Here is a 17,954-nt window from a genome sequence, read left to right on the forward strand (position 1 = left end):
ACGCCGCCCCGGCCCCCTCTCCTCAGGCGTGCGCCAGCAGCTCCGCCACCAGCGCCCCGACCTGTTCCGTCTCCGTGAGGAAGCCATCGTGCCCGTGCGCCGACTCGATCACGCGCGCGGCGTCCGCCCCCGGGATGAGCGCCGCCAACTCCCGCTGCTGGCACAGGGGATAGAGCCGGTCCGAGTCGACCCCCGCGACGAGCGCGGGAGCCCTCACGCGGGCGAGGGCCGCCCGGACGCCACCCCGCTCGCGGCCCACGTCGTGGGCGTTCATGGCCTCGCTCAGGACGACGTAACTCGCCGCGTCGAAGCGGCGCACGAGCTTGGCCGCGTGGTAGTCGAGGTACGCGTCGACCTCGAAGCGTCCGTCGGCGCCGCTCGTCCGCCCGAAGCGGTCCTGGAGTTCGGCGGCCGTACGGTACGTGACGTGCGCGAGGCGCCTGGCGTGCGCGAGCCCGGCCACGGGTCCCCGGCCCGTGCCGTGGTAGTCGCCGCGGTGCCAGTGCGGATCGGCGCGGATCGCCGCGACCTGGAGCCCCGACCAGGCGATCTGCTCGGCGCTCGCCGCCGCGGTCGTGGCGAGCAGGAGCAGCGTCCCGGTACGGGCCGGGTGCGTCACGGCCCACTCGACGGCCCGCATACCGCCCATCGAGCCGCCGACGACGAGCGCCCAGCGGCCGATGCCGAGCGCGTCGGCGAGGCCCGCCTCGGCGGCGACCTGGTCGCGCGGGGTGAGGAAGGGGAAGGAGCCGCCGAAGGCCCGGCCCCCGCCGGGCCGCGCGGAGGCCGGGCCCGTACTGCCCTGGCAGCCGCCGAGCACGTTGGGCGCGACGACGAAGTACCGGTCGGTGTCGAGCGCGAGGCCCGGCCCCACGAGCCCGTCCCACCACCCGGGCGCCGGATGCCCGGGCCCGGCGGGTCCGCGCACGTGGCTGTCCCCCGTGAGCGCGTGGAGGACGAGCACGGCGTTCGACGCGTCGGGGGCGAGCGTTCCCCACGTCTCGAACGCGAGCCGGACACCCGGGAGTTCACCGCCCGCCTCCAGCGCGAGCGGCTTGCCGGCCACGTACCAGCGCCGCCGCCCCTGCGGGTCCCCCGGCCGCCAGGCCCCGGAGACCCGCCAGGGCTCACACCGCTCCCTCTCCCCCTCCGCTGCGGCCTCCCGCACCTACGCGGCACCCTTCGCCGCGCGGAAGCCCGCCTCCAGGTCCGCCTTCAGGTCGGCCAGGTTCTCGATGCCGACCGACAGGCGGACGAGTCCGGGAGCCGTGCCCGTCGCACGCAACTCCTCCTCGCCGAGCTGGCTGTGGGTCGTCGAGGCGGGGTGGATGATGAGGCTGCGGACATCGCCGATGTTGGCGAGGTGGCTGAACAACTCCACGGCGTCCACGAAGCGTTTACCCGCGTCCACCCCGCCGCGCAGCTCGAAGGACACGATGGCCCCGGCCCCGCGCGGCAGGTACGTGCGCGCCTGCTCGTACCAGGGGCTGGACTCAAGTCCCGGGTAGTGCACGGCGGATACCTCGTCGCGCCCTTCGAGCCAGGTGGCGAGCGCGGCGGCGTTCGCGGTGTGCCGCTCGATGCGCAGGCTCAGCGTCTCGACGCCCTGGAGCAGCAGGAAGGCGGAGTGCGGCGAGAGCGCGGGGCCGAGATCGCGGAGCAACTGGACGCGGAGCTTGACCGCGTACGCGCCCGGACCGAGCGCGGGCCAGTACCGCAGGCCGTGATAGCTCGGGTCGGGCGCGCTGAAGTCCGGGAAGCGCTCGGCGTGTTCGCCGAAGTCGAAGGTGCCGCCGTCCACGACGACACCGGCGATCGCCGTGCCGTGCCCGCCGATGAACTTCGTCGCCGAGTGCACGACGATGTCCGCGCCGTGCTCAAGCGGCCGCAGGAGATAGGGAGTCGGCACGGTGTTGTCGACGACGAGCGGGACACCGGCCGCGTGCGCGACCTCGGAGACCGCGCGGATGTCGAGGACGTTGCCGCGCGGGTTGCCGAGCGTCTCGGCGAAGAACGCCTTGGTGTGCGGCCGGGCCGCCGCGCGCCACGCCTCGGGGTCGTCGGGGTCGTCCACGAAGGAGACGTCGACGCCGAGGCGCGGGAGGGTGTGGCGGAAGAGGTTGTACGTACCGCCGTAGAGCGAGGCGCTGGAGACGACGTGGTCGCCCGCGCCCGCGAGCGTGAGCAGCGCGAGGGTCTCGGCGGCCTGCCCGGAGGCCACGGCGACGGCGGCGACTCCCCCTTCCAGCGCGGCGATCCGCTGCTCGAAGACGTCCTGCGTCGGGTTGTGGATACGGGTGTAGATGTTGCCCGGCTCGGCGAGCGAGAAGAGGTCGGCGGCGTGCCGCGTGTCGCGGAAGACGAAGGAGGAGGTCTGGTAGATGGGCGTGGCGCGCGCCCCGGTGGCGGGATCGGGCACGGCGCCCGCGTGCACCTGCTTCGTCTCGAAGGACCAGGACTCGGCGGCGGACTCGGCGGGCTGCGTACTCATGGCGCTCCTCGTACGGGACGGCGGGCGGACGTCCGGCGCGGCGCACGGGACGGCGGGCGGACGTCCGGCGCGGCGCACGGGACGGCGGCGGACGCCCGACGCGGCGCACGGAACGACGGGCGGACGTCCGACGAGCGAAGCACGCGGGGGCGGGGAACCGGGAGGGGCGCGGAAGCAACTGTCACGACCCCGCCACGTTCCGCAACGTACTGCCACGCGACGGCAATACACCTGCCACGCACTGCCAACGACTGCCGCGCACTGCCAACGACTGCCACGCACTGCCGACGCCTGCCACGCTGCCGATCGACTGCCACCTGCTGGCCAACGACTGCCACGCACCGCCCGACGACTGCCACGCACTGCCAACGCCTGCCACGCACTGCCGACGCCTGCCACGCTGCCGATCGACTGCCACCTGCTGGCCAACGACTGCCACGCACCGCCCGACGCCTGCCACGCACTGCCAACGCCTGCCACGCTGCCGATCGACTGCCACGTGCTGACCGACGCCTGCCAGCGACTGCCACGCACTGCCAGCGACTGCCACGCCGTCCCCGGTGGGCGCACGCCCCGCCCTCACCCCGCCCGGTAGCGCAGCCCGTCCATGAGCAGCCCGACGACCCGGCCCGTGTAGGCGGGGTCGTTCGGGTCGACGACGTTCGAGAGTGTCACGAGGAGGTCGTACGGAGAGAGCCCCGCACGGATCTCGCCGGTGGCGGCGGCCGCGTCCATGAGACCTTCGATGACGGGCACGAAGCGGCTTTCGAAGTACTCGCGCAGCCCCTCGTACGCCGGATCGCCCGAGTGCAGCGCGCCGCTGAGCCCGCGCTTGGTGGCGACGAACCCGGCGAGCCGTTCGAGCCAGCGGACGAGCGCCTCGACGGGCGGGTGCGCGGCGGAAAGCGGCTCCGCCGCGGCCATGAGCGCGTCGACCTCGTTGCGGAAGACGGCGACGATGAGGTCCGAACGCAAGGGAAAGTGCCGGTAGAGCGTGCCGACGCCGACCCCGGCCCGCTCCGTGATGTGCCGCACGGGCGCGTCCACCCCCTCCGCGCGGAACACCTCGGCGGCGGCGGCGAGCAGGGCGTCCAGGTTCCGCCGCACGTCCCGCCGCATGGCCCGGGGCGCCTCCGGCGCGGCGCCGGGGGTCTCGTCGGTGGCCACGGCGGCTCCTCCATCGATTCGGATCGTCGTTCCACATTGTACGAGACCGGACGCGGCCGCCATCGGCGGGCGACCGCCTCACCCCTGCGAGCGCCCCGGCCCCGTCACCGCGCCGCCGCCCGCCGCGCCCTCGCCCGTCAGCCGCTCCAGCGCCCGCCAGGCCGCAACGGCGTCGTTCCCGTCCCCCAGCCGGTACAGCCGCGCCGCCCCCGCCCCCGCCCCCAGGCGGACGGACGCCGGAACCCCGGCACCGCCCCGCGCGGAGTCCTCCGGCACGAGCAGGCGCACCGGTACGGGTGGCGCCTCGAAGCGCGCCGGCACGGTGAGATCCGCGCGCCCGGAGCGGTACGAGGCGAGCAGGCTCACCAGCCCGTGCCGCGCGTGCAGCTCACGGGCGACACCCTCCACAGCGCCCGGGCCCACGGCGTCCGGGCCCACAGCGCCCGGGCCCACGGCGTCCGAACCCGCGCCCGCCCCGCCCCGGCCCCCGTGCCCGCCCCCGGCCCCGTCCCCGTCCCCGTCCCCGGCCCCGTCCCCCGCCGCAGTCGTATCCCCCACCACCACCGTCACGTCCTCCTCCACCCCCTCCCGCGTCCGCAGCACCCGCACCGTCGCGAGCGCCCCCGCGCCGACGACGGTGAGCAGGGTCGGCCGGGGCGCGCGGGCGCGGGCAAGTTCGGTGAGCTGCCGCCGCGACCAGGGGTTCCCGGCGGGTTCGGCGGTGCCCCAGCCCTGCGGTGCCGCGCCCGTGAGCCGCCGGAACACCGCTTCGAGCGCGCCGCCGAGCAACAACTCCGCGTCCGGACGGTGGCGGGTGCGCGCCTGGAGGACGAGCTGCCGCACCGCCCCCGCGACCGGCTCGCGGAAAGGCTCCACGAGGGTCGCCGCGCCGCGCTCGTCGAGGTCAGGGCCGAAGATCCCGCCGCTCCAGCGCAGCCGGACGCCCGAGAGGCCGTCGTACAGGCCCTGCCGCTCGTCGCGCACCACCCAGCGGTGCGGCAGTCCGCGCAGCGCGGTGCGCAGCGGGAGCGTCAGGCGGCTCGCGGGCGGGGTGACGAGCTGGAGGGCGCGGTCCCCGTCGGCCGCGTGCCGCAGGGCGTCGGCGAGCCACGTACTGAGCGGGACGACGGGCCTGTCCTGCATGACGACCAGGGCGCGCGGCGTGAGCACGTCCACGGCGGGAACACCGCTGTCGGGCACGGGCACCGCCGCGATGTCGGTACGGAGCGGGACGACGTCGGTCGTGACGGCACCGCCGGGCCACACGGTGCCGCCGAGGACGGTCGCGAGCCGCCCGGCGAAGGAGCGGGCGAGCGCGTACGCCTCGGGCACCGCCGTCGAGGCGCGCGCCTCGGTCCACCACACGGGGCCCTCCGCATCGACGCCGAGCAGTCTGCGCACCTCGGCGGGCACCCGTACGAGCGCGGACGCCTCGACCGCGACGAGCGGGCGGCCGTCCGGGGCGCAGAGCTGGGTGACGGCGCTCTCCGCCACGGTGTCCAGGCGCAGGTCGGGACCGCCCGCGAAGAGGCCCGCGAGGAGCGTCGCGCGGTCCGGCGGCGCGGGGGTCAGCACGATGACGTCGCGGGTCACGGAGCGGGCTCCCCGGTGAGGGCGAGCTGGACGAGGCGGGGCCGCTGCCCGCGCCGTACGAGCATGCCGCGCCCCGGGGGCTGGTGGCTCGCGCGGACGCCGGGGAAGAGCTGGCCCTCGGCGCGTTCGCCGTCCATGACGAGCGCGGTCGCGCCGGTCTCGCGCAGCGCGGTGAGCAGCGGCTCGTAGAGCGCGCGCCCGGCGCCCGCGGCCCGGCGGGCGAGGACGAAGTGCAGGCCGAGATCCTGGGCCGAGGAGAGGAACGGGAGGAAGGCGGCCAGGGGTTGCTGCCCGGCGGTGGCGAGGATGTCGTAGTCGTCGACGAGGATCACGATGCGCGGCCCGGTGAAGGCGGGGCCGCTCTCGGCGGCGTCCGGGTCGGCGCTCTCGGGCAGGCGGCGGGCGAGTTCCTTGGCGATGCCGGTGGCGAGGGCGTCGGCGAGCTGCGCGTTGTGCGCGTAGCCGCCCCGGTACGGCTCGGGGACGACGCCGCGCAGGCCCCGCCGCGGGTCGAAGACGCCGAAGACGAGTTCCTCGGAGCTGTGCCGGGCGACGAGTTGGGAGACGACGAGCTTCAACAGGTTCGTCTTGCCGCACTCGTTGTCGCCGAGGACGAGCAAGTGCTGTTCCTGACCGAAGAGATCGAGGAGCACGGGGCCGAGGGTGTCCTGCTCGACGCCGAGCGGGACGCGGTCCGGCACTGCGGCGGGACCCGGCAGCCGGTGCGCGGGCAGTTCGGCGGGGAGCATCCTCACCTGCGGGGCGAGTTCGCCGGGCCAGGCGGCGCGCAGGGTGCGGGCGGCCTGCTCGACGGCGCCGCCGAGGTCGCCGGTCGCCGCCTCGCGGTCGATGCGGGGCAGGGCGACCTGGGCGAAGAGCCGGTCGTCGGTCAGGGCGCGGCCCGGGGTCGCCGCGTCGAGTGTCGCGGAGAGCTTGCGGTCGACGGTGGAGTCGCCCGGGTCGTTGAGGTGGAGTTCGACGCGGGTGCCGAAGAGCGACTGGGCCGCGATGCGGACGTCGTTCCAGCGCAGCATCCCGGCGACGACGTGCACGCCGTAGGCGCCGCCCCGCTTGAGCAGGTCGGTGACGTCCTCGTCGAGCGCGGCGAACTCCTCGCGCAGGGCGCCGTATCCGTCGATGAGCAACACCACGTCGGTGGAGCCGAGTTCGTCCGCCCTGCCCTGGGCGCGCAGGTGGCGCAGCTCGTCGAGCGAGTCGATGCCGTGGCGGCGGAAGGCCTCCTCGCGCGCGGCGAGCGCGGCGCGCACCTCGGCGACGGTGCGGGCCGCGCGCTCCTGGTCGGCGCGGCCCGCGACGCCGCCGACGTGCGGCAGGCGGGAGAGCGCGGCGAGGCCGCCGCCTGCGAGGTCGAGGCCGTAGAGCGCGACGTCGTACGGGGTGTGGACGAGGGCGAGGGAGAGGGCGAGGGTGCGCAGCAGGGTCGTCTTGCCGGACTGCGGCCCGCCGATGACCGCGAGGTGCCCGCCCGCGCGGGTCAGGTCCACGTACCAGGGCTCCTGCCGCTGCCGCGCGGGGTCGTCGAGGACGCCGACGGGCACCCGGAGCGGACCCTTGGGGCGCGGCAGGCGCAGCCCTTCGGGCGTGGCCTCCAGGGGTCCGGCCGCCTGGTCGAGCGTGATCGCGTCCGGCAGGGGCGGCAGCCAGATGCGGCGGACGGGCGGTGCGGCGGCGAGCTGGTCGACCATGACGCCGAGCAGCCCGGTCCCGGTCGCCGGCGGGGTGGCGGCGGGCCCGGCCTCGGGCTCCTCCGCGCTCGGGAGCGCGCGCGTCCCGTACGGCAGTACGCGCGGTCCGGCGTCCTCCTCGCGCTCGCGCACCGGGCTCTCGTAACTACCCGACACATAGGCCGCTTTGAAGCGTTCGTACGTGGAGGTGTCGACCTTCAGGTAGCCGAAGCCCGGGAGCGGCGGGAGGTGGAAGGCGTCGGTGGTGTCGAGGACGGTGCGGGACTCCTCGGCGGAGAAGGTGCGCAGGCCGAGGCGGTAGGAGAGGTAGGTGTCGAGTCCCTTCAGGCGCCCGCCCTCGATGCGCTGGCTGGCGAGGAGCAGGTGCACGCCGATGGAGCGGCCGATGCGCCCGATGGAGAGGAACAGGTCGATGAAGTCGGGTTTGGCGGTGAGGAGTTCCCCGAACTCGTCGATGACGACGAAGAGGTGCGGGAGCGCTTCGAGGTCCGGGCGGCGCGTGGCGCGCTCGTGGGCGTAGGCGCCGATGTCGGCGAAGTTCCCGGCGTCCTTGAGCACTTGTTGTCTGCGCTTGACCTCGCCCGCGAGCGAGGCGTGCACGCGTTCCACGAGCCCCGCCTGGTTCTCCAGGTTGGTGATCATCCCCGCGACGTGCGGGAGGCGCGTGAAGGGCGCGAAGGTGGCGCCGCCCTTGTAGTCGACGAGGACGAGGGCGAGTTGCTCCGGGGTGTGGGTCGTCGCGAGGGCGAGGACGAGGGTGCGCAGGAGTTCGCTCTTGCCGGAGCCGGTGGCGCCGACGCACAGCCCGTGCGGTCCCATGCCGAGCTGCGCGGACTCCTTGAGGTCGAGGAGCACGGGCTCGTGCCGGTCGGTGAGGCCGATCGGTACCCGCAGCAGCTCGCGCGCGGAGCGCGGGCGCCACAGCTCGGCGAGGTCGAGCCGGGCCGCGTCCTCGATGCCGAGGAGCGCGGGGAAGTCGACGGGCCCGGCGACGGGCGTCCCCTCGGCGGCCGACTCGGCGGAGAGCCGCAGCGGGGCGAGGGCGCGGGCGAGGCCCTCGGCGGCGGGCGCGCTCACCTCGTCGGCGAGTCCCGGCACGGGGGCGGGGGACGCGGCGCCCGCCTCGGGCGCCCGCAGGTCCTCCACGAGCAGCCGCTCCCCGTCGACCGTGACGCGTACCGCCACGTGGTCAGGTTCGTGCACCCGCTCGCCGAGCAGGTGCAGCACCGTGACCCCCATGTCGGCGAGGCCGATCGCCTCGTCGGGGCGCCGCAGTTCCGCCGCGACGTCCCCGTACGTGTCGCTGACGACGAGCAGCCGGCCGCCGAGCCGCAGCGCCTCCCTGGACGCGAGCCCGCGCCGCACCTCGGCCGCGTACCCGGCCCGGCGCCCGAGGTCGCCCGCGATCAGCGCGGCGAGTTCCGCGGGCGAGGCCGCGAGGCGCCGCGCGGGCAGCGGCCCGTCGAAGCGCTGCGGGTCGAGGACGTGCGGCAGCCACTTCGCCCACTCCCACTCCACCTCGTCGGGGCTCGCGACGGCGAGGGCCACGTCGTCGGGCGCGTGCGTCGCCGCGACCTGCGCGAGCAGGGCGCGCGCGACGCGCAGGACGGACTCGCGCGGGCCGACGACGCTGACGTTGCCGACGCCGTCGAGCGGCACGGTGAGCGGGAACCCGGCGGCGCTCGTGAAGCGCTGCCGCAGCGCCCTCGCCTCATTGAGCATGAAGGGATCGGGCGGCGTCAGCGCCCCCGAGCCCGCCGCGTGCTCGGCGATGCCGAGGTCCCGCACCACGACGTCGCCCGTCCCGGCCCGTACGCGCAGGAAGTCGGCGTCGGTGCGCCGCCGTTCCCAGCGGCGGGCCGGGTCGCGGACGAGGTCGAGCAGCGCGGCGGGCGCCGGGTCGAGGAGCGACGCCGCCTCCCTGCTGGCCCGTTCCTCCTCCGCCAGCTCCTCGCGCAGGCGTTCCAGGTACTCCAGGTACCGCTCGCGCTGCACGCGCCGGGTGCGCCCCGCCCTGCCGCGCTGCGAGAGGAACAGCACGAGCGCGCCGCACAGCGCGAGGACGAGGACGAGCGCGCCGAGCACGGCGTACTGGCTGTTGCGGACGATCGTCATCATGACGACGGAACTCATGACCCCGGCGAGCGGCAGCAGCGCCGTCGCCGCGCTGCCGACCTTGCCCTCGGGCAGGTTCGGCGGGGGTTCGATCGCGCGCGGCGCGGGCGGCGGCAGGGGCCGCGTGGAGCGCGCGGGACGGTGGACGAGCCGCTGCGTCATCGCGTGCGCACCGCCCGCCCGAGCGCCTCGGCCGCGAGCCGCAGCGCGGTCCCGCGCGCGGCCTCGCCGAGATGGTCCGTGTGCACGGGTCCGCCCTGCCCCAAGTGCCGGTCGTACGGCAGGAGTACGACGGGGACGCCGGGCTCGCCGAGGTGTGCGCGCGCCGTGGCGGGGTCGAGTGTCGCGTCGGGCGAGGTCGCGTTGAGGACGACGACGGTGTTCTCCCGCGCGGCGGGGAGCAGGCCGAGGAGCCAGTCGAGGACCTGGCGGGTGCCGTGCACGCCCTCGGCGGTCGCCGGGGCGACGAGCACACGCGCGTGCGCGGTGCCGAGCGCCGTGCGCGCGACCTGGCCCGGCAGCGAGTCGCAGTCGACGACCGTCACGCCGAAGTGGCGGCGCAGCGCGAGGGCGACCGAGTAGTACGTGCGCCCGGCGAGCGGATTGCCGACCTGGCCCCGGCTCGCGGGCAGCAGCCAGCCTCCCTCCTCCAGTCGCACGAGGTAGCCGGTCACGTCGGTGAGGCGCGTCTCCGGCGTGAGCACGTCGGCGAGGTCCCCGACCGTCCACCGGACGGTGCGGGCGCCGAGGCGCAGCGGGAGCGTGCCGAGCGCCGCGTCGGCCTCCAGGCCGAGCACGGGGTCGTGCCGGTAGTGCGCGTAGGTACGGGTGAGCAGCGCCGCCACGGTCGACTTGCCCGCGCCGCCGCGCAACGACGTCACGGCGAGGACCCGCCCCGTCGTGACCGGCTGCTGCACGGCCTCCGCGAGACGCGCCGCGTCCCCGGCCTCCTTCGCCGCGGGCGCCGCGAGCCTGCGCAGCCCGGCCCCGGCCCGGCGCGCGAGCGGGTCGCCGTGACGGGGCGAGCCGAGGGCGAGCAGCAGGCGGGGATCGGCGACGGGCGCGGCCTCGGGGGCGGAGGCGTGGCGCTGGACCTCGCCGGGGGTACGGGGGGCGAGATCGCGGCCGGGGGCGGGCGCGGGGGTACGGGGGCGGGTGGGCGCGGCGGGGTCGGGGGTACGGGCCGGGGCGGGCGCGGCGGCGGGCCGCACGGGGTCGGGCGTACGGGCCGGGGCGGGCGGGGTCGCGGGGCGGGGGCGTTCCTCTCCGGCCTCCGCGGCCCCCACCTCCCGCATCAGGTCCCGCTGCCAGTCGCTCGGCGCCGTCATCCCGTCCCCCGCTCCGTGTCCGCCGCTTACGAGAAAGTGTCCAGGAGCCGCGCGTACACCCCGAACTCTCCCAGGAGCAGGGGCAACAGCGCGACGACCGCCAAGGACTCCAGGCTGTCACCCGCCTGCCGCACACGCACCCGCACATGCTCGGCGGGCTCCACGAAGAGCACCGCGAGGCACGCCGCCGCGAGCACCACGAGCACCGCCAACGCCCCCTGTGCCTGCCCGTGTTGGCGCCAGGTGAGGAGCAGCGCGAGGACGACGGCGGCGGACCCGGCGAGGAGCACGGTGACCTGGGCGGCGAGCGGGAAGGCGCGGGCGCGCAGCGCGAGGGCGAGCGCGGTCGCCGCCGCGAGCGACACCGTCCACACCGAGACCTCGCGCAGCAGCACGATCCCCGCCCCCGCGGTCGAGACCGCGAGGACACCCGTCGCGAGGCTCAGCCCCCGGTGGGTCGCCGCGAGCGCCGCGCCCACCCGGTGCCGGCTCACCGAGGACCCGGCGGCGCGCCGGTCGTCGAGCGCGGTGAGCCCGGAGGCCATGAGCGCGAGGCGGGGCAGCACCCCGAGCAGGACGACACCCACCACGGCGGCGAGCGCCCCGGCCCGTACCGTGCCCCCGGCGGCGAGCACCGCCTCCCACACGAGCAACGAGGCGCCGAGCGCACCGGCCCCGAACAGGGCGCCGCGCCCGAGCGGCGTGCACCAGGCGGCGAGCAGCAGCGCGAGCCCCACCGCCCCGGCGACCCCGGCGAGGCGCGCGGCGCCTCCCCAGCCCCCGGCGTCCGCGTACGTCCACGCGGCGAGCACGGCGAGCGCCCCGCCCGCGCCGGTCAGCGCGGCGGCGGGCGCGGCCCTGCTCCGCAGGAGCGGGGCCGCCGCGAGGCACAGGACGGTGGCCACGAGGAGGACGCCTGCCACGGTGCCGAGCGCGGCCTCCCCGCGCGCGACGATCCCGGCGGCGAGCGCCCAGCCGGTCCCCGCGAGCCCGGCCGCGAAGCGCCGCGCCCCCGGCCCCCAGCGCCAGGCCCGTACCTCCAGGTCGGCGGCGGCCTCATCGCTCACGTCGTGCACGACCGGCGCCGAGGGCGCGTCCTCGGCGCGTACGAGGCGCAGCACCGCGCCGTCAGCGATCCCGGCGCCCTCCAGCGTCACGTCCTGCGCCAGCGCCTCACCCTCCACGGTGATCAACTGCCGCACCTCGGGCCGTTCCCCGACCCGGTCGTCGAGCACCCGCAGGATCTCCGGCAGCAGCACCCCGACCGGCTCCCCGGCCGGAAGCACCAGGTCGGCCCGCCGCCGCTCCCCGACCAGCGTCACCCTGCTCAGCGCACCCGTACCGCTCACCGCGTCGACACCCCGTACGTGCTCTTGCCGATCACCCGGTGCGAGAGGAACGACCACCCGACGCACCCCGCGCACAGCACCGCGGCGATCACCACCCCCACGACGGCCTTCCCCACCCGCTCGTCCCAGGCCCGCCTGCTCCGGCGCGCCCCGAACACCACGGCATCGCGCAATCTCCGCCGCCGCACGGCGACCGACTCCAGCAACTGCCCGTCATAATCCTGCGCACCCACAACGGCCCCCTCCCCCTTCGTCCCCAAGAAAATCCCCCACCACACCCCACGGGGGCAAGTGAGTACCGCACGGGCGTGCTCGGCGGGGCCTGTCGGCGCACCCGTCGGTTCACGCGGGAAACTTCCCCGCCCACTCCCCGCGCAGAAGGAAATGAGGAATGCACGGCGATTCCCGCCTCGATCGGGAAACCCGCGTGGCGGGCGGGACGGCCCCTCACCAGAAGACGAAGGGAAAAGAACCCTGCCGTGTCCTTCGGAGACTCCGCGTCCTCCGCCACTTCCTTCTCCGAATCCCCCGCCAGTTCAGCGGTGTACGGCGCGCACGCCATGCCGCGCGATCCTCACCGGAAGCCGCCCCTCTCCGCCATCAGGCAGGGACACACGTTCCTTTCCGCCTCACAGACGGTCGGTGAGATCGGGACCCCGGCCGTCGATCACGTCGGGCATGGCAATGCCGTACCCCTCGGCGCGCCCGAAGTACGTCGTCTCCCCCTCCTCCGCCTTCACACCGAGAAGCGCGTCGAGGTCTCCGAGGGCCGCCGCGAGCCTCGGAGCATTGCGCCGGTGAATCTCCGGATGCGGGACTCCCCGAAAATCGAAATACCCCCAGACATCGTGGAAGACCGCCACATCCGCGGAGAGTTCACGCTCATCCGGATCGACACTCAACACCACGAGCCTCTCCTCGCTTCGCTCCTCCCCGTCGGCATCGATCCACACACCCCGCCCCGAGACCGACAGGTCCCCGACCCGGGCATCCGGATACCCGGAGGGCCTGCTGGCCTCGACACGGTCGCGAAGGTCGGCCGGATCGAGGCGGCCCCGCACCGGGAGCACCGTCTTGATCCCGACACCGCCCACCCCGTAGACGAACCAGAACCACTCCACCTGCTCCGGCTCCAGAAGACCGTGCCCACGCAACACCGCCGCCATCCGCGCGGCCACCTCCAGGCCCGAGGCCAGCCCCGGCGCGACACCGCCCAACTCCCACTCCCACGAACCACACTCTTCAGGCGCACGCATCAGGAAAGACACAAAAATCCTTCACGGATAGATCTGACCGGCTGGCGGAATGGTGACCGAACCATCCTCGAAGCGTAGCTCGTATGTTGCCCCAGTCCTCTCCGCATAGTGCTCCACTTCCCGGACAGTGGCTTCCGTGAGGGCGGCCTTGGTGTCGTGGACATCCAAAATGGCCACCTTGGGGCCCGCAATGGCGCCTCGCAGCCCCTTCTTCGCGATCTTCTTCGCCGCCGAGCCGATGCCCCCCTCATGACTCACGTCCTTGAGCTGGACCCCGTACTTGATGTCGTCCCCCGATTTGACCAGGACATCGAGGTCCAGACCTTCCCCCGGCGCTTTGTACTCGAAAGCCAGGTCCTCGACGCCACGTTTCTGGAGTTCCGCGGCAAGCTCCATCGCCTGGTGTACAGCGGGAAGCATTCCCGCCTGCTTGCTCTGGAACAAGAGACCGTTTTTGCCGCCATAGCCAGGAAGGCCGTCGAATTTTCCCTGCGCAATGTACTCGGCGACGCTTCTGCCGTATTCGTTCTTCCGCAGTTGCACGAGGGCACGTTCAAGATCCTGCGGTGGCATCTTCGCGCGCTTGAGCGCGTCGCTCACCGCTGCTTCTTGCGCGGGGAGCATGGGCCCGGAGGGACGTTGAGAGGTGCGTTCCCCTTCGCTGAAGCGATCGGTCCAGTCGGCAGCGGTGCCGCTGCCGTGACCGCCGGCCTCGGAGACGCCCTCGGTCCCGGGGCCGTTCTGGACAGTGCCGCCGGGCCCTTCGTGCGTCCTCGCGGTGGAGTCGTCACCGGCGTGGGAACCCTGTGGGCCGTCGGCAGCGGAGCCGTCTCCCCGGCCGCCGGAGGAGTTCTCCCCGTGGCTGCCGCCCGACGGCCCCTCACCGTGGCTGCCGCCCGACGGCCCCTCACCGTGCCCGCCTCCGCCACCGCCCGACCGCGCCGGGGGCACGGCGGGGCCGTCCCCGGTCCGCGCCGGGCCCGTACCGGTGCCCTCGGTCCCGTGTCCGCGCGCGTGCCCCACCGGTTCCGTGCGGCCCGGCGCGGTCCCGGCGTCGTCGGCTGCGTGCGCGTGGACCTCGGGCGTACGGGGCCGCGCGCCCGCCATCGCGGGCTCGCGGTGGGGCGCCGGTGTCGTGGCCGGGTGCTGCCCCGGGGACCGCTCCTGCGGGACTTCGGACTCGACGCGATGGCCGTTCTTGTCGTACTGGACGAACTCGCCGTCCTCGATGCGTACGTACGAACCGTCCGACGCCTCCACCACCGTGTGGACGGCCGGGGTCCCGTCCTCCGCGAGCCGCGAGGCGGGCAGGAGGCGGGAGGGGAGTTCGGAGAGCTTCGGGAGGTGGCTCGCGACCTTTCCGGCGGCCTTGATGCCCGCGGCGACGGGGTCGAGGTGGTCGATCACCTTCGCGACGTTCGCCGCCGTCTTCGCCGCCGCGCCCCCCTTCCCCGCCTTCGAGGCCGCGGCGGCCGGGCCCAGGAGGAGCGTCCCGAAGTTGAAGACGACCGTGGCCGAGGCGCGCGCCGGGTCGTCCCCCCACTGGTCCCAGGCGACGAGTCCCTTGCCGAACTCGCGCAGCGCCTTCTTCTGCCGCTCGGTCGTGGCATCCGGCGGCGCGGGTCCGAAGACCTGGTCCAGGGCCCAGTCGTAGGGCGTCATGAGGTACGCGGAGATGCCGCCGAAGATGTCGCCGAGCCCGCTCCACGCGTCCCCGGCCTTGTCCCAGCCGTGACCGCCGACGAGCGTCCACAGGCCGTCGAGCGCGCCCCCGATGTTGTCGATGATGAGGCCGTCCCACACGAAGCTCTTCACCCCGTGGCCCCACCACCCCAGGCTCCAGCGCTCGTAGGTGCGCTCCTCGGGCGTTCCCCACGGCAACTCCTCGGCGTGCTGGAGCTGGTCGAGTCCGTAGCCGTACATCACCGTCTTGTCGTCGACGGTGTGGTCGCCGTTGTCCTCGACGAACCGGGGGCCGCCCACGAGCGCGCTGATGGTGTTCGCGGCGCGCCGCTCCGCCTCCTGGAAGGCGGCCTGGGCCGCGGCGACGCCGTCCATGAGCGCCTTGTGCCGCGCGACCTTGCCCTCGTCCTCGGTCCAGTCGTCGTCGTCCTCGACGCTCTCGACGAAGGCGAACGCCTGCGTCTTGAGCTGCTCCAGGCGATCGGCCTGCGGGCGTGCCTCGGCGGCGTACGTCTGGAGCGCGCCCGCGACGGTCTCCAGCTTCGTCGCGAAGGTGTCGGCGCCGTCCATCACCGGCCGGGTGGTGGCGAACAACTCCTCGGCCTCGGGGGCCTCGTAGAAGGCGGCGAGCGCCTGGAAGCGGGAGTGGACGTCCGCGCCGCCGTCGCGGATGCCGATCGCGTCGCTCTGAAGTGCGGAGGCGTCCTTGTCGAGTTGCTCGAAGTCCCCCGTGAACTGCGGGATGGCGCCGGGTGAGATCACTTGCGGCCCCCGCCGTCACCGCGTCCCGGCAGCTCGACCTTCGGGGCCGCGAGGGCGCGGTGCTGCGCCCGGGCGGCCATCTCCTCGTCGCCGAGGATGTAGTAACCCGTCGCCTCGTGCGCCCCGTTGACCGATTTCGCGGCGCGCGCGGCGAGCATTGCCACGTCCTGCGCGGTGCCCTCGGCGAAGAGCGCGAGCGCGGCGCCGACGGCTCCCGTGGGCGCCGGCCCGCAGTAGAAGCCCGAGACGGTCCCGGCCGAGGCCGCCGCGCTCTGCACGTCGGTGCCGTACGCCTCGACGTCCTTCGACATGTCCTGCATGGCGAGGCCGACCAGCCCCGTCACGAACTCGACGCCGTCGACGTCGATGTCCCACCCGTTCACCACGAACCCCCGTTGCAGTGACCTCAGTTGCCGGCGACCGCTCGTGTCAGCCGATGTTCTCCACCGCCGAGCGCGCCTTGGCGAGCGTGGAGTGCGCGGTCGCGTCGTTGTCCTCCAGCGTGGAGCGCACGAGGCGGATGATCTCCCGCACCTCGTTCGCCGCCTTGTTCCAGCGCAGTTCCTTGCCGTGGTACTCGTCGGAGACGCCGTCGGCCTGGTAGTCCGTCATGGCCGCCTTGACGGCCCCGTCGCGGTCGGCGAGTACGGTCTCCAGCCGCCCGATGATCCCCTGCAAACCGCCCTGCACCTCGCCCGAGGCGCCGGTGTCGTACGAGCGGCGATCCTGCGTTGCCATGCGATGCTCCCCCTGTGCGGTGTCTTGGCCGAAAATGACCGGTACTGCGGGGCTCAGCCCCGGAACCGCGCCGCGTCGAAGTTCGCCGCGCCCATGTTCCGGTGCGCGTTGTCCCCCTGCTCCTGGTCACCCGTGCCGAAGGCGGAGTCCATGCCGGACTGCCCGCCGAGGATCGAGGAGAGCGAGCCGTTCAGCTCGGCGGTGATCTCGTCGGCGTGCTGTTTGAAGGCGTCGAAGACCGCCTTGCCGTTGCCGTTGAACTTGCCCTCCAGCGGCTGCGCCGCGGCGATGAGCTGCTGAATCAGCGCGCCGAGGTCGTCACTTGAGCCGCCCGTGCTCTTGATGAGCGACGCCAGCGTCGTCGAACCCATGTCGAACTTCACGCTTCCCCCTGTCCCGGCGCCCCCGGCCCCGGCCCGTCACGACGGCCCACGCTCACGCCCGGCACCCCCGTGCCCCGTCACGTCTTCACCGGCCATCGTCCTCTCTCCCCCTCCCCCTCGCAACGCCCCCCGACCCCTTCCGGACGCCCGCCCGCCCCGCACCCCACCCCCTCCCTCCGTTACACTGCTGGCACCCGCCTCCTTAGCTCAGATGGCCAGAGCAACGCTCTTGTAAAGCGTGGGTCGTCGGTTCGAATCCGACAGGGGGCTCAGCGGAAAGCCCAGGGCAGACAGCGCCTGACCTGGGCTTTCGTCATTCAGACGAGGCGCCGCCGCTTCCGCGTGCGGGCAGCCCGGGTGTCCCTGGTCTCCGTCGCCGTCTCAGTGCGGCCGGATTCGGGCTCGGCGGCGGTTCTCACGGCGCTCGGCCCTGCTTCGATTCTCTGGCTTGAACAGACCCTCAAGCTGCCGCAGGGCGCGACGACGATCACCTGACCAAGGGATCACGAGAACACCGAAACCCCCCTGGCGATTGCCGTACCGGCCGAGGCAATCGCGATCACCGCGAAAATTATTCGCACATGATCCGGCGTGAAACGCGGACTCGCACCACCGCCGGGCGAAACGGCAGAGATCACGTCATGGAATCGGATCGCTAGATTACGGTAATCAAGAGCGATTGCCGACCCCAGGAAAAACACCACCGCTGCCCAGATGAATTGGGGCACGCCATCCTCTTTCGATCCGGAACGGGGGGGCCAACGGCGACTGCACCGAGCACGCCGCATCGGCCCCCATAACGCTGCTTCTACTAACGCCGCTTCTACCAGGCACCTATCCGGTGAACCCCTGTGGTACCGGACCCGACACTTCCACCGACTCCTGCTCCAAGGCCGAATCCAACCTCTCCAGTACGTACGACGTCATCCCGAGAATTCCCGGCAGCGAAGGCACCGCGGCGCCTGAGGGAAACCATGAGAACGTCCCCTGCGGCCACCCCCGCGCCTGCGGATTCTCCTCGAATCTGATCGAAATCGTCGACGGCGTTCCATTTTTCTCTCGCGACGCCACCGAAGACCTCATTCCTCTTACGGAATTGTTTGCCGGCAGCACGCACTGGTCGAGCCTGTTTATCGGCAGCACGCACTGGTCGAGCCGCGCAGTGGTCGAGCCGCGCAGTGGTCGAGCCGCACTGGTCGAGCAGTTCGTCCGTGGTCCGGGCGGTGGCGGGGCGGAGTGCGGCGACGGCCCCCGTGGTGAAGGCCCGGGTCACGAGCTTCCGCAGCCGGGTGTGCTCGGGCGGATCGCCGGCCGGCATGTGGTGCGCCGGGGCCGGGTGCAGGTCGCGTGGCGTGCGGGCTCGCTCATGCCCCCAGCCTCTCA

14 protein-coding genes, 1 tRNA gene and 1 pseudogene are annotated in these 17,954 nt (G+C 74.0%); 1 reads left to right on the forward strand and 15 read right to left on the reverse strand.

The annotated features are described in order from the left end of the window. Positions 1 to 22: 22 nt before the first annotated feature. The 13 genes from metX to ACQYWQ_RS13465 all read right to left on the reverse strand — a co-directional run bounded on the left by metX (position 23) and on the right by ACQYWQ_RS13465 (position 16,571). The gene (gene metX, locus ACQYWQ_RS13405; RefSeq protein WP_431034762.1) at positions 23 to 1,168 is read right to left on the reverse strand and encodes a homoserine O-acetyltransferase MetX; all 1,146 of its coding nucleotides are present in this window, start codon (positions 1,166 to 1,168) and stop codon (positions 23 to 25) included. Then, positions 1,169 to 2,491: a bifunctional o-acetylhomoserine/o-acetylserine sulfhydrylase gene (locus ACQYWQ_RS13410; protein WP_431034764.1), complete on the reverse strand. Its 1,323-nt coding sequence runs from the start codon at positions 2,489 to 2,491 to the stop codon at positions 1,169 to 1,171. Between the two features lie 579 nt (positions 2,492 to 3,070). After that, a complete protein-coding gene (locus tag ACQYWQ_RS13415) occupies positions 3,071 to 3,658 on the reverse strand; it encodes a TetR/AcrR family transcriptional regulator (RefSeq protein ID WP_431034766.1) in 588 nt (195 codons plus the stop codon). Between the two features lie 78 nt (positions 3,659 to 3,736). Further along, positions 3,737 to 5,251, reverse strand: a complete 1,515-nt coding sequence (locus ACQYWQ_RS13420; RefSeq protein ID WP_431034768.1) for a DUF6177 family protein — start codon at positions 5,249 to 5,251, stop codon at positions 3,737 to 3,739. Beyond that, positions 5,248 to 9,234, reverse strand: a complete 3,987-nt coding sequence (eccCa, locus tag ACQYWQ_RS13425; protein ID WP_431034770.1) for a type VII secretion protein EccCa — start codon at positions 9,232 to 9,234, stop codon at positions 5,248 to 5,250. Before eccCa ends, ACQYWQ_RS13420 begins: the two co-directional genes overlap by 4 nt. Continuing rightward, positions 9,231 to 10,400, reverse strand: coding sequence for an AAA family ATPase (locus ACQYWQ_RS13430; protein WP_431034772.1), 1,170 nt, complete (start codon positions 10,398 to 10,400; stop codon positions 9,231 to 9,233). The genes eccCa and ACQYWQ_RS13430 overlap by 4 nt, the downstream gene beginning before the upstream one ends. Positions 10,401 to 10,426: 26 nt before the next feature. Next, positions 10,427 to 11,749 carry a type VII secretion integral membrane protein EccD gene (eccD, locus tag ACQYWQ_RS13435; protein WP_431034774.1) on the reverse strand — a complete coding sequence of 441 codons (1,323 nt, stop codon included), beginning with the start codon at positions 11,747 to 11,749 and terminating at the stop codon, positions 10,427 to 10,429. Beyond that, on the reverse strand, positions 11,746 to 11,982 hold the full coding sequence (locus tag ACQYWQ_RS13440) for a hypothetical protein (protein ID WP_029397347.1): 237 nt from the start codon (positions 11,980 to 11,982) through the stop codon (positions 11,746 to 11,748). The genes eccD and ACQYWQ_RS13440 overlap by 4 nt, the downstream gene beginning before the upstream one ends. A gap of 396 nt (positions 11,983 to 12,378) precedes the next feature. Further along, positions 12,379 to 13,005, reverse strand: a complete 627-nt coding sequence (locus tag ACQYWQ_RS13445; RefSeq protein ID WP_431039177.1) for a hypothetical protein — start codon at positions 13,003 to 13,005, stop codon at positions 12,379 to 12,381. Positions 13,006 to 13,026: 21 nt separating this feature from the next. Continuing rightward, a complete protein-coding gene (locus ACQYWQ_RS13450) occupies positions 13,027 to 15,450 on the reverse strand; it encodes a hypothetical protein (RefSeq protein ID WP_431034777.1) in 2,424 nt (807 codons plus the stop codon). Beyond that, on the reverse strand, positions 15,447 to 15,833 hold the full coding sequence (locus ACQYWQ_RS13455) for a DUF6507 family protein (protein ID WP_431034779.1): 387 nt from the start codon (positions 15,831 to 15,833) through the stop codon (positions 15,447 to 15,449). Before ACQYWQ_RS13455 ends, ACQYWQ_RS13450 begins: the two co-directional genes overlap by 4 nt. 46 nt (positions 15,834 to 15,879) lie before the next feature. Then, positions 15,880 to 16,188 carry a pore-forming ESAT-6 family protein gene (locus tag ACQYWQ_RS13460; RefSeq protein ID WP_431034781.1) on the reverse strand — a complete coding sequence of 103 codons (309 nt, stop codon included), beginning with the start codon at positions 16,186 to 16,188 and terminating at the stop codon, positions 15,880 to 15,882. Positions 16,189 to 16,241: 53 nt separating this feature from the next. After that, positions 16,242 to 16,571 (reverse strand): hypothetical protein, encoded by a 330-nt coding sequence (locus tag ACQYWQ_RS13465; protein ID WP_431034783.1) that lies wholly within the window; start codon positions 16,569 to 16,571, stop codon positions 16,242 to 16,244. Positions 16,572 to 16,767: 196 nt separating this feature from the next. Here ACQYWQ_RS13465 and ACQYWQ_RS13470 point away from each other — a divergent pair. Then, positions 16,768 to 16,841, forward strand: a tRNA-Thr gene (locus tag ACQYWQ_RS13470). Positions 16,842 to 17,074: 233 nt separating this feature from the next. Here the strand turns inward: ACQYWQ_RS13470 and ACQYWQ_RS13475 are convergent. Both ACQYWQ_RS13475 and ACQYWQ_RS13480 read right to left on the reverse strand, forming a co-directional pair. Then, on the reverse strand, positions 17,075 to 17,299 hold the full coding sequence (locus tag ACQYWQ_RS13475) for a hypothetical protein (protein WP_431034785.1): 225 nt from the start codon (positions 17,297 to 17,299) through the stop codon (positions 17,075 to 17,077). Positions 17,300 to 17,763: 464 nt separating this feature from the next. After that, positions 17,764 to 17,919: pseudogene (locus ACQYWQ_RS13480) on the reverse strand (cytochrome P450); the annotation flags it as partial. Positions 17,920 to 17,954: the final 35 nt, after the last annotated feature.

It is taken from the genome of Streptomyces sp. P6-2-1 (assembly GCF_050613165.1).
In the GTDB taxonomy this organism is placed as follows: Bacteria; Actinomycetota; Actinomycetes; order Streptomycetales; family Streptomycetaceae; genus Streptomyces.